Annotated in this window: 12 protein-coding genes; 8 read left to right on the top strand and 4 right to left on the bottom strand. The window is 41.6% G+C overall.

Annotated features, from left to right (window positions below; genetic code table 11):
• Window positions 1-169: 169 nt before the first annotated feature.
• The gene (locus V7K48_RS19605; RefSeq protein ID WP_335074883.1) at window positions 170-955 is read left to right on the top strand and encodes a DUF4058 family protein; all 786 of its coding nucleotides are present in this window, start codon (window positions 170-172) and stop codon (window positions 953-955) included.
• On the opposite strand, the gene V7K48_RS19600 is transcribed toward V7K48_RS19605, so the two are convergent.
• On the bottom strand, window positions 952-1,602 hold the full coding sequence (locus tag V7K48_RS19600; protein ID WP_335074882.1) for a Uma2 family endonuclease: 651 nt from the start codon (window positions 1,600-1,602) through the stop codon (window positions 952-954). The genes V7K48_RS19605 and V7K48_RS19600 overlap by 4 nt on opposite strands.
• 331 nt (window positions 1,603-1,933) lie before the next feature.
• On the opposite strand from V7K48_RS19600, the gene V7K48_RS19595 reads away from it, so the two are divergent.
• Window positions 1,934-2,161 (top strand): hypothetical protein, encoded by a 228-nt coding sequence (locus V7K48_RS19595; protein WP_335074881.1) that lies wholly within the window; start codon window positions 1,934-1,936, stop codon window positions 2,159-2,161.
• Between the two features lie 85 nt (window positions 2,162-2,246).
• Here V7K48_RS19595 and V7K48_RS19590 read toward each other — a convergent pair whose 3' ends face one another.
• On the bottom strand, window positions 2,247-4,295 hold the full coding sequence (locus V7K48_RS19590) for an elongation factor G (protein ID WP_335074880.1): 2,049 nt from the start codon (window positions 4,293-4,295) through the stop codon (window positions 2,247-2,249).
• Between the two features lie 267 nt (window positions 4,296-4,562).
• On the opposite strand from V7K48_RS19590, the gene V7K48_RS19585 reads away from it, so the two are divergent.
• The 4 genes from V7K48_RS19585 to V7K48_RS19570 all read left to right on the top strand — a co-directional run bounded on the left by V7K48_RS19585 (window position 4,563) and on the right by V7K48_RS19570 (window position 7,196).
• Window positions 4,563-5,486, top strand: a complete 924-nt coding sequence (locus tag V7K48_RS19585; RefSeq protein ID WP_335074879.1) for a tetratricopeptide repeat protein — start codon at window positions 4,563-4,565, stop codon at window positions 5,484-5,486.
• 83 nt (window positions 5,487-5,569) lie between these two features.
• Entirely contained in the window at window positions 5,570-6,124 is a 555-nt protein-coding gene (locus V7K48_RS19580; RefSeq protein ID WP_334971075.1) for a phosphate-starvation-inducible PsiE family protein, read from the top strand.
• Between the two features lie 216 nt (window positions 6,125-6,340).
• Window positions 6,341-6,586, top strand: a complete 246-nt coding sequence (locus V7K48_RS19575; protein ID WP_335074878.1) for a hypothetical protein — start codon at window positions 6,341-6,343, stop codon at window positions 6,584-6,586.
• A 376-nt stretch (window positions 6,587-6,962) separates the two neighbouring features.
• Window positions 6,963-7,196, top strand: a complete 234-nt coding sequence (locus V7K48_RS19570; RefSeq protein WP_335074876.1) for an EF-hand domain-containing protein — start codon at window positions 6,963-6,965, stop codon at window positions 7,194-7,196.
• Between the two features lie 290 nt (window positions 7,197-7,486).
• Here V7K48_RS19570 and V7K48_RS19565 read toward each other — a convergent pair whose 3' ends face one another.
• Together V7K48_RS19565 and trpS are read right to left on the bottom strand one after the other, a co-directional pair.
• Complete coding sequence (locus tag V7K48_RS19565; RefSeq protein WP_335074976.1) at window positions 7,487-8,407, bottom strand: methylenetetrahydrofolate reductase; 921 nt, start codon at window positions 8,405-8,407, stop codon at window positions 7,487-7,489.
• 57 nt (window positions 8,408-8,464) lie between these two features.
• Window positions 8,465-9,475, bottom strand: coding sequence for a tryptophan--tRNA ligase (gene trpS / locus V7K48_RS19560; protein ID WP_335074875.1), 1,011 nt, complete (start codon window positions 9,473-9,475; stop codon window positions 8,465-8,467).
• 831 nt (window positions 9,476-10,306) lie between these two features.
• On the opposite strand from trpS, the gene V7K48_RS19555 reads away from it, so the two are divergent.
• Complete coding sequence (locus V7K48_RS19555) at window positions 10,307-10,489, top strand: hypothetical protein (RefSeq protein WP_335074874.1); 183 nt, start codon at window positions 10,307-10,309, stop codon at window positions 10,487-10,489.
• An 86-nt stretch (window positions 10,490-10,575) separates the two neighbouring features.
• Window positions 10,576-12,156 (top strand): B12-binding domain-containing radical SAM protein, encoded by a 1,581-nt coding sequence (locus tag V7K48_RS19550; protein ID WP_335074873.1) that lies wholly within the window; start codon window positions 10,576-10,578, stop codon window positions 12,154-12,156.
• Window positions 12,157-12,294: the final 138 nt, after the last annotated feature.

Genomic DNA, 12,294 nt, shown 5'->3' with positions numbered 1-12,294 from the left:
GCGATTTCCAGTAATATGCTTGACAATAAACCTAGTTTGTGAATTTTTCATACTATAAGTAAAAATTTGGTTTTTTACAGTAAAAATTTTACGTCATACAGAAAATATCTTCGCGATCGCAAACCTGATTGCTAGGATCAGCATTAAGAATCTGCAATAAGCCAAGCTTATGCCTTCACCATTTCCAGGGATGAACCCCTATCTAGAAAATCCTGAACTGTGGCCAGAAGCTCACAGTCGATCAATTATTGCGATCGCAGATGCAATTGCTCCTCAACTACGACCCAAATATCGAGTAGCGGTTGAGAAACGGGTATATCAAATGATAGATGAAAATTCTATTCTAGTTGGTATTCCTGATGTGGTTGTCGGACGTTCTTTAACAAACACAGAAAAAGAACCGTCTAATATTGCAGTCGTCGCACCGCTTACAAAACCAATAACTGTCAATCTTCCTATTCTAGAAGAAGTGCGAGAAGGATACCTAGAAGTTCGGGAAGTGGGAACAGGAGAAGTTGTCACAGTGATTGAAATTCTGTCACCAAAAAATAAGCGGACTGGGGAAGGAAGAAAGGCATATGAAAGTAAACGTCAGCAAGTATTAGGTAGCTTGACTCATCTAATAGAAATAGACTTGTTGCGTGGCGGCGAACCCATGCCAATTTTAGGTAATCAAATTAAGTCAGACTATCGTATTTTGGTAAGTCGCACTGAATTTCGCCCCAAAGCAGAATTATATCCATTTGAACTACAAGAGCAGATTCCAGCTTTTTTGTTACCCCTACGTCGGGGTGATACAGAACCATTAGTAGACTTACAAGCATTAATACACAGCATATACGAGCGCGCCGGATTTGATTTGGCTATAGACTACACTTGTGAAGCAGTTCCGCCCCTTGGAGAAGTTTATTCAGCTTGGGTGAGCGAGTTGTTAAAAGAACAAGGGTTACATTAAGTTGGGTTGATTTGCTTTGTTACCCATTGACGAAATGCTCTAAGCGTTGGACTTCTACCTAAAGTTCGGCTCTGTTCGACAAACCGGGGAATAACTTCAACAATGGGCAAGTTGGGAAAAGTAGAACTAATTTCAGACTCAATGTATTTGCCATCCTGAAGAATATTAATTTGTAGCTTCCCATCTTCATATCGCCACAGTTCAGGAACTCTTAATGCTTCGTAAGCATCCAGTTGAGTTTTGGAAGTAACATCAACTTCAATTGCTAAGTCAGGTGGCGGATCAACTTTTAAGTCTATTCGCTCTTTACCAATCATTTGAACATGATTTTGAATGTAGAAAGAATCATCAGGCTCTACACCGAAAGCCATATCTTCACGTTTAAAGGTGGTTGAGCCAAATGTTTCACAGTCAATCTCTAACTCCTCCAGCAGAATTTTCACCAAATCGCCAATAATGACTTTGGCTTTCTCATGCTTCGGTAATGGCATTCTCATCTCCAAAGTTCCCTGGCTGTAAGCTAATCGAGCAGCTCGATGATCGCCAAGTTCTTCTAAAATCGCCTCAAATTCTTGCCAGCTAACATCGTGAAGTATTACTCTATGTCCCGGCGGAACACTTAATTGTCGCAATTGAAGTGTTACCATGTGAACCATTTATAATCTAAGGTTGAAATTTGCACAAGCCAGTATCAAACTATTGTAGCTCCCTATTTTTCAGACTATAATAAATGAAAAAACTATATGATCAATGAAAAATAATATGCCATTTGAACAATTCAACGATAGTTACTTAAAAAATAATAGATATTAAAAAATCTTGGAAAGATTTGTCAGAAAAATTCAAATGGCTTGGTATAAACCATGCACCTATTAAAGAAGAACACTTTCGTCTACTACATCGCTCTTTGTTAAAAGAAGCAGAGTCTTTCTTAGAAAAAATTTTGGAAAGATTGATCCCATAAAACCCCGTCTTCATATGGAACCACGTAAAGAGCATCTGATAAAAGCGATCGCCCAACAAGCGGGTATAAGTGAAGCAGAAATTATTCGCCAAGCCATTGACCTTCATCTTGGTGAAATAACTGCACCTCAAACCAACCTTGAAATGTGGGAAACAGAAAGAGAATTTATTGACCAAATCAAAACTCGACCTGCTCAACTTGGAGGTCGGGACTGGCAGCGTAAAGACCTCTATGAACAGTAGAGTTTTACAAATCCTTTTATAGATTGAAAAAGATCCCCGACTTCTTAAAGAAGTCGGGGATCTGAGCCTTGGAGCGATCGCAAAATTACTTGCTGTTACCGTTACCACCATTACCATTGCTGTGAATCACACGTTCAGCGAGTTTTTCCGGCACTTCCTGAAGATGGTCATATTCCCAGTGGAAGGAACCAACGCCAAGGGTGAGCGATCGCAGCTCTACAATAAAGTTTTGCATCTCTGCTTGTGGCAAGTATGCAGAGACATTATCCCAGCCTTGCCAATCGTTTTTACCCTCATAACCTAAAATTTGCCCCCGTCTACCACTCAACAGTTGCAGCACTTTGGAGGTAAATTCGCTAGGTGTGGTAACATCCACCCGCAGAATTGGTTCTAACAGCGTAGGTTCCGCTTGGGGTATCCCCGTTTGCATTGCTAATCGCGCAGCTTGCTTAAAGGCTTGTTCGGAACTATCAACGTTGTGATACGAACCATTAGTCAGAGTTACCGCCAAATCGACTATTGGGAAGCCCAAAGGCCCATGTGTTAGAAATTCCCGCACGCCCATTTCTACCCCAGGAATGTACTGTTTGGGAACCACGCCGCCGACAATGGTTTCATTGAAATTGAAACCTGTACCGCGTGGTAAAGGCTTGATATCGAGAAAAACATCACCAAACTGTCCGTGACCACCGCTTTGATGCTTGTAGCGCCCATGAACTGAAGCCACCGTTTTGCGGATGGTTTCTTTGTAAGGCACTTGCGGTAAATGGGTTGTCATCGGTAGGTTATATTTACGGCGCAGTCTGTCTAGGGTGACTTGCAAATGAATCTCGCCTTGACCCCACAAGATTACTTCGTGAGTATCGCCGTGTTGTTCCCAAGCAAGTGAGCAGTCTTCTTCCAATAACTTGGTAATGGCACCGCTGAGTTTAACTTCATCGTTGCGCTTTTCTGGTGTGATCGCCAGAGCATACACTGGTTCCAACTGTACAGCTTTGGGTAATTCTATTGCAGACTGCTGTTCTATAGAGATTGTATCCCCTGTATTGATTCCTTCTAAACGGCTCAATCCGACAATTTCACCAGCACTAACTTGGTTAACAAACTGCTGTTGTTGTCCCATGAGGCGGTAAATTCCACCAGTCCGAATCCCATTGAGGACAATACCATCAGTTAATTTGCCCCGCCAAACACGCACCAGAGAGAGTTTGCCACCTTGGGGAGTGTAGTAAGTTTTTAATACCTGCGCTAAGGCTGTATCACCTTTTAAGTTTTTTAAACGACGTTCTGCTGTGGTTTCTGGTTCGGGGGCTTCCCGTAACAAGGCTTCTAATAAAGGTCTAACACCATAATCTTGTTCTGCCACACCAAAAAAAACGGGCACTACCAAATCTGCCCCTAATTCCATTTTTAAATCTTTGAGGATTTCCTCTTGGGGTGGCTCAATGTCTTCTAAAAGTTCTTCGAGTAAGTGGTCGTCAAAATTTGCTAGAGCTTCGAGCATTTCTGCCCGTGCTATATGTTCTTCTTCTTTTAAGCTTTCGGGAAAGGGAATGGGGTCAGCTGGTGCGCCTGGATGATATTGATATGCCTGTTCACTCACCATATCAATAAAGCCGGTGAGTTGTTCCCCGTTCATGATCGGATATTGATGCGCTACCAAAGGACGGCTAGATACTGCTTTCAGGGCGTGCAATGTTTGCAAAACGTGAATATTTGCCCGATCCATTTTGTTGACAAAGACGAGGTGGGGAATTTCCCAATCGTCTAGGAATTTAAATAGAGGGGCGAGGGTGAGGACGCGTTCACGGATGGGTTCGCAAACTACAATTGCCGCATCCACTCCGATTAAAGCATTGTACGTTTCTTGGGCAAATTCTACACTTCCCGGACAGTCTATAAAAGTGAAGCGAATGCCGCTATACTCAGTGCTAGCAGCGCTGACTTCTACACTCATGTGGCGATCGCGCGACTCGGCAGCACTATCTCCCACTGTATTGCTGTCCTTAACACTCCCTTTGCGGGAAATTGCCCCTGTGACAAATAACAAGCTTTCTAGTAAAGTGGTTTTTCCACTTAAATAAGGCCCGACAATTGCAACATTCCGCGAACCCGATTTTACTTTTTCGTTCATAAAACCTCACTTGCGGTAAGTCTTTTATAACCGCATTATTCTGCTGTATATTTCAGGGATAAAAAATGGTTCTCTGAAGTCAAAATTACCCCTTCTTTAATTTGTTATTATCCTCCCTTTAATCGAAAGTTAAAAAAATTGTAGCCTGTTGTAAGATTTAGCTTAAGAAAAGTTAAGCATCACAAATTTTCCTAGCAAATTAAAAATTTTTGTAAAAAACTTTTTATAAAGTAAATTTAACTGAAAGTGTTGCGAGTCAGAAAAACAATGGGATTATCATTCTCTAAATATCGCATAGTAGGGTTAGTAAGTTTGACTTTACTGGTTGTTAGCATTTCCTCCCCTTCTCTTTCTCTATCTCCTTCTGTCCCCTCAAGGCTGGCACAATCTAATCCTAAAACTGCTATAGACTGGTTAAACCAAGGTTTACAGGCAATTCAAGCGGGAAGGGTACAAGATGCGATCGCTGCCTTTAAACAAGCAGCCCAATTAGATCCGACATTAGCACCAGCGCACTATAATTTAGGGCTAGCATTTCGACAAACGGGACAATTACAACCCTCTGCGGATGCATTTTATCAAGCGACGCAAGCCGATCCTAAATTTGCTCCAGCTTTTGCTAATTTAGGTGGAGCGTTGTTAGAAGGTAATAATTTACAGTTAGCTAACGATTATTTACAACGAGCGTTGGAACTTGATCCCAAACTAGGATTTGCCCACTATAACTTGGGATTGGTACGAGAGCAGCAACAAAATTGTGAGCAAGCGATCGCATCTTTTCAAAAAGCTATAGAATATAGCAAAAATGCACCAGAACCTCCCTATCATATGGGAATATGTTATCTCCAGCAAGGCAAAGTTGATCAAGCTAAAGATGCCTTTAGGAAGGCAGTTAAAATTAATCCAAAATATCCAGAAGCTTACTACAATCTTGGTTCGATTTGGTTCATACAACACAAATTACAAGAGGCATTAGAGGCTTTTAGAAAATCAGCCGTAGCTAACTCTAACTATCCCAACGCTTATTATGGTGCAGGGATAGTTTTTATGCAGTTACAGCAATATGGAGATGCAATACAAGTATTCCAATTTGCCAGAGATTTATACAATGCTCAGGGTAATCCCCAGTGGGCAAAAAATGCCGAACAATTGTTGCAACAGGCACAAAATTTAAATCACCAACCTCGCTGAGGCAGAAAAGCTTAATATTGCATAACATAAAACTATTGGGTTGGTTCGCTGGTGTTGTCTGAACTTGTCCTGATTGGAATGAAATGTACATGCAAAAGCGCCTGAAGAGTCGATTTTTATTTTCTGACCGCTGGCTTGATCGGCACTCAATTGTTCGCAACATGGAAGCCTTTCAAGACTTAATTGTGATTGTCTTGTGTTTGGCTTTGTTTGCCGTCATGCTGATGCAATTATGGGGGTTATTTATCGCCATTACGCAGCAGCTGGATTATAAACATGTAACTGCAAAAATTCTATTTGTATTGATTTTGGTCGAGTTATTTCGACTGTTAATGGTCTACTTGCAAGAACATAGTATCTCTGTGGGGGTAGCAGTTGAAGTAACAATTGTATCTCTATTGCGAGAAGTAGTAGTTCAGGGAGCGCTGGAAATTTCTTGGGTTAATACAGCTGCAATTTGTGGTTTGTTGTTTGTTTTGGGTGGGCTACTTGTGGTCTGTGCTAAAACACCACATATGGATTGTATGAGCGCTAACACTAAGTTGTGTCCAATTGTGTATAGAGGAGATAGAGAACGACAAAATGAGTTGGAATTGCAGTATTCACGTCAATGTGATGAAAATCAACCTCTTGGATAAACTTCTATGAAATTAAGGAGTGAGGAGTGGGAGAGCAGAGGAGAGAAAGTTGAAACCATATCGGTTTTTTGGAAGGCTGTTAAGCCAAAAGTATTAGTACCTAACTTACCCTCATCAGGTACTTCCGACGTATTGAACTATACTCTTTTTGAGAGATGAATCGCTCTTGAAGGGTGAGTATAAAGTTAATTAGAAATTCTAAAAGAGGGTCAAGCAATGACTACAAATACAGGTAACGGACAGTCTCAAGAACCAATTAGCAACTTAGAGTACGATTTTGTCACTGTGTTGCACAACAAGGCTGAAGCCGTTAAAGCTTATGATGTTTATATCAAAGATGCAGAGCAAGTAGGTTCTCAGCCTTGTGTAGAGTTGTTCCAAAAATTGCGCCAATCTGATATTGAACACGCACAAGAGGTTCGGCGACATCTACAAGAAGTACTGCAACACGGTAAGATGTAACCCAGGCGTTCAAGTGCGTAGGCGTAGCCTACGCACTTCATGTAAATAATTTTATTGATATCTTGCACACTTTGCTTAAGCAATTATACAGCAAGGTACAAGCTTCGCCGATTCTGGCAGCACTGAACAGGCAAACACCAAACAAAGTGCGTAGGCTAGCAAAAACTATAGGCATCGCGGTCGTTGTCTAAGCCATCACTGAAAATTAGCTGTATCTATTGCTGTGTAAAAATCTTGCCTCGACCGTGCCGATTAATTTTCATTGTCAGACTGGATACCCTGTATCACAGGATACATTTTAATTGTCTTAACTATCCTTGCGTCTTCGTCAAGATTTTGAGATATTAAATTGAAAAATTAATTCAGATAGAAACTTATGACAACCGAGCAAGAGCTTCAATCTCTTTTTAATAAATTAGATGGCGATCAAGACGGCAAAGTCTCCATTAATGATCTTTTTTTAAGTCCTGGCTTAAGTGCAATCATCACATCAGAAACAAATACCAGTAGTCCCCAGGAGTTACTAGTACAGTATGACTCAGACAAAGACGGTAGTATTACCTTTGAAGAGTTTAAGGAAGCAGTTGAGAAAGCAAAGAATTTGAACTAGCAGCCAAAAGATCAAAGTCACCTTCGCCCCCGACAACCCTACATAAACCCTGCTATTTCAACACTGTGTTGACCAATAGCAGGGTTTTATAAGTTATTGGATATCATTGACACTCCCCACAGATAAATTGGGAGGATTCTAGCATCACTGACGTTCTTTGTCTTTACAGAACTTGCGTCCTATAAAAGTGAAGTTTTCCAGATACCGTGAGAAATCAGGCGTCTGATTTGGCGTTAAAAAAAGCAGATGGTTGCTCCTATCTGCTTTAATAAAAAAATTCATCATTTCGTTTACTTAGATACCAACTGGTTAACTGGAGCAATCCCAGCCAAATCCAAAATTGACGCGATCGCATCTTCCCGTTTCACCGCCATCACATGGACACCCTGACACAATTGCCGTGCTATTTGCACTTGCTCGGCGGCAATTTTTATCCCTTCCTCAAAAGGGTCTTTGGCTTTTGCCAATTTATCAATAATATGTTGGGGAATATTTACACCCGGAACACATTTATTAATAAACTGGGCATTTTTTGCCGACTTCAACAGAAAAATTCCTGCCAAAATCGGTTTTTTATAGCCAGCGGCAATTGTGTCCATAAACTTTTCGAGCAGGTCAAAATCGGTAATCAACTGACTTTGAAAAAACTGCGCTCCTGCTTCAATTTTGCGTTCAAATCGACTTTGCAAACCCGACCAACTTTTACATTGTGGATCTACTGCTGCACCAACAAATAAATCTAGCGCTCCATCAGTCAGAGGTTTTTCGTTGCAATCAACGCCTTGATTCATCTTCCGAATCAGTTGCAGCAGTCGCACTGCTTCTAGGTCAAAAACTGCTTTGGCATCTGCATGATCGCCTGCTTTTACAGGGTCGCCAGTCAAAGCTAAAATATTTTGGATGCCCAAGGCATGAGCGCCCATCAAATCAGCTTGTAAACCAATGCGGTTGCGATCGCGGCAAGCAACTTGACAAATCGGCTCTATGCCGTTTTGTGACAAAATCACCGACGCCATTAATGAAGACATCCGTAACATTGCACGGCTACCATCAGTAACATTGACAGCATGAACCCTTCCCTTAAGAGTCGCCGCCATTTGAATCATGTGGGCTGGATCTCCCCCTTTCGGAGGTGCTACCTCGGCAGTAACTAGAAATTCACCTGCTTGTACAGCTCTCTTGAAGGCTGTGCGGCTATGGGTGTGATACATAAAATTAAGAATTTCCATTTATTAAATGGTATAGCAAATCACACCTGAAAGGAAAACCTATAAAGGAAGAGAGTAGCCTAAAGCAGTTTTTACTTGTGATAAAGTTTGATTTGCGATCGCTCTAGCTTTTTCCCCTCCATCCCGCAACACAGATTCCAAATAGCTTTTGTCTACCGTTATTGACTGATATTTTTCTTGGATTGGTTTTAGGGACTCAATTATCGTGTCCGTCAACAATGGCTTAAATTGTCCCCAGCCCATATCCTGACACTCAACTGCTACATCTTCTTTTCTCTTGCCAGAAAGCAATGTATAGAGCGTTAACAAGTTATTACACTCTGGACGCGCTGAATCATCAAAAGTCAGCCCACGAATCGGATCAGTTTTACAACGCTTAATCTTGTATTGAATCTGCTCTGGCGGATCTAGCAAATTAATCCGGCTTAATTCTGAAGGATCAGACTTTGACATTTTGCGTGTACCGTCCGCCAAACTCATTACCCTTGCCCCTTCCTTGCGAATCAAAGGGTCTGGTAACTTCAGAACTGGTTGATCTGGTTTACCAAATTGGTGATTTAACCGAGCTGCAATATCCCGTGTCAATTCCAAGTGTTGCTTTTGGTCTTCGCCCACTGGGACTTTATCGGCTTGGTAAAGCAAAATATCAGCCGCCATTAGCACAGGGTAATCCAATAAGCCTGCACTGACATTTTCTCCCTGCTTGAGTGCCTTTTCCTTGAACTGGATCATATCTTGCAGCCAGTTTAGAGGTGTAATGCAGTTGAGCAACCAGGTGAGTTCACTATGGGCCGAAACGTGGGATTGGACAAAGATGGTGGAGTGATTTAAATCAAGACCACAAGCTAGATAGAGCGCAGCGAGGGTGTAGGTATCAGCTGCCAACTGTTTTGGGTCGTGTGGCACTGTAATCGCGTGCAAATCAGCTACAAAAAGGTAATTTTCGTATTCGCTCTGACCTTCTACCCAGTTGCGAATTGCTCCCAAGTAGTTGCCTAGATGGTAATTGCCTGTTGGTTGAACTCCAGAAAGAACACGTTGCTTGCCCATAAATTTAAACTTAGTTATCTCAAATCCGCGCTAGTAAAGTGGCGATGTCTGGCGACAAGTCGCAACTCTTGGAGACGCTCTTGCTAGCTTGCTTCTCCGTAAAAGTATGCGCCTACGCAAAACTCATTTAATTTTGACATTTTCCTGGTCAACTCGCTGTTACAGGATTAGAGATTTTAACTCAACTGGGATTGGTCGAGAAACTCTTCATGAACAAAAACGATAACTTAGTGTGCTAACAACAGCTTGTAGGGTGAGCATTACAATCATTAGTGTAGTCTAGACAGAGCTTTGAAAGATTGCCTTGTTAAGAGCCTCAGGTCTTAATGCCTACCTACTGTGAGGCTTTGCCTTCCTTACTCGTGACACCGCAATAAGATGCATTTCCTTCTTAGACCTGGAAACAAGATTTTAAAAGCGTTTTGGTTTAAGTTGACACCAATGCATTGTAATGCCCACCCGACTGTAATCTGTAAATAAAAACTCGATACAATCGCATTGCAGGTCGATACAATCGCATTGTCAGCCAATACAATCGCATTGTCAGTCGATGCAATCGCATTGTAAATCGATGCAATCGCATTGTAAATCGATGCAATGCCATTGTAAGAGGTTGCATTTACATAGCACGGCAATACAAATACTAAGCTGCAAAACGCTGTAATAAACAGTTTTTCTCCTGATCAGAGCAGTTTATATACTTTTAATTTACAGAAATAGACAAAATTTAAGTTTTTGTCAGATAAAGTAGCAGTAACCTGGAAATTGTAAGTTAAATTTTTCACTCAGGAGAGTCTACTGATCAAAGCTTTACTACTGTGGCTGATAAAAATGCTCAATTATTTCTGGACTTACCAGGAGACGATTGATTTAGCAGTTTTTCGCTCCACAAATTCGCCATTAGGTTTTATTACAACGGCGGTAATCCTGCCAACTGACTGGAAAATCACCTTTGCAGATGCAAATGCCTGTCTAAAGACAGATAGAGGAAAAATGAAGATGGTGGGATTTTAGCATCATCTCTGCAATGATCATCCAAAACACAGATTTATCAAAAGTAAAAAATATTTCGACCAAAATTTAATTAAAGGACTACAGCAATGAAAGTACTTTTACTTTACCCGCACTTTCCCAAAACCTTTTGGTCTTACGACGAATTTATGAAAATAGCGGGACTTAAGGCAGTTATTCCGCCGCTAGGGATTCTGACTGTTGCCGCTATGCTACCAACAGACTGGGAAGTTAGGTTTTATGACCGCAATGTTAACCAAGAAACGAATGCTGATTGGCAATGGTGCGACATCGTGATTCTTTCTGCCATGCTTGCACAAAAAGAAGACTTTCTCGCCCAAATTCAGAAAGCAGCGCAACTGGGGAAAAAAGTTGCTGTGGGTGGGCCTTATCCAACCTCAGTACCAGAACCTGCTCAAAAAGCAGGAGCTAACTACTTGATTTTAGATGAAGGGGAGATTACAGTTCCACAGTTTTTAGAAGCGATCGCCAAAGGTGAAGAACAAGGAACCTTTCGCGCCCTGGAAAAACCAGATGTCAGCAAAAGCCCGATACCTCGCTTTGATTTACTCAAGCAAGATGATTACTTAATGATGGCAATCCAGTTTTCTCGCGGTTGTCCTTTTGAATGCGAATTCTGTGACATCATTAATCTTTACGGTCGCAAACCACGTACCAAAGAACCAAGTCAAACCTTAGCAGAACTCCAAACTCTCTATGACTTAGGCTGGCGCGGATCTCTGTTCGTAGTAGATGATAACTTCATTGGCAATAAGCGCAATGTTAAACGCCTCTTACAAGCACTAATTCCGTGGATGCAGGAACGCAATTATCCTTTCACCTTCATGACCGAAGCTTCTGTCAATCTAGCAGAAGATACTGAGCTATTAGAACTAATGGCTAAAGCTGGTTTTTACGCAGTCTTTTTAGGTATTGAAACACCAGATCAAGACAGCCTGCAAGTCACTCGCAAGTTTCAAAATACCCGCAATCCTTTATTAGAAGCCTGTCGTACCATCAATCAAGCCGGGTTACTAATCTATGCGGGATTTATCATTGGTTTTGATGGAGAAAAAACTGGTGCTGGGGAGCGAATTCAAGCTTTTGTCGAAGAAACCGGCATTCCTCAACCGATGCTAGGTATCCTGCAAGCCCTTCCTAATACTGCCCTCTGGGAAAGACTAAAAAAAGAGGAGCGATTATTAGCAGGATTTGGAGGTTTGGAGGTGGGGGATCAGAATTCCTTAATGAATTTTGTTCCTACGCGTCCGATGGCTGAAGTTGCTAAAGAATATTTAGAGGCAATTTGGAGAATGTACGAACCCAAAAACTATCTCCGACGTTGTTTTGAACAATGCCTCAAGATTACACCTAATCCCCAACTACAACAGACAATGTATTTTCCTCCTGGCAAAGGACTGCGACTACTTGCCCACTTACTCTGGCGTCAAGGCTGGCAACGGCAGGAAATCCGGGGTCAATTTTGGCAACAGCTTTGGGTTATTATCCGCACCAAGCCCCAATTCGTGAATATGTATTTGGGTTTATGTGCTGCTGGCGAGCATTTTTGGGAATACCGCGTTTTAGCCAGAGAGCGGATTACTGAGCAGTTAGGATTTGATCCGCTGACTACGCCTACCCCTGTTGAAAAACCATTAGTCACAATTTAAGATTGCTATATTAGTTTTCAGTTGTTAGTTGATTGTTGAGCGATCGCTAATGCATTTTTATAAATAGCGATCGCATTAATCTTGTTCATAAAAACCAAACTTTTACAGCAGTTTTCATGTATTTGAACCACATCTGTC

The organism is Nostoc sp., assembly GCF_036919615.1.
Lineage (GTDB): Bacteria > Cyanobacteriota > Cyanobacteriia > Cyanobacteriales > Nostocaceae > Nostoc.
Note: the sequence above shows the minus strand (reverse complement) of the source record. Positions and strands in the feature narration are given on the sequence as shown.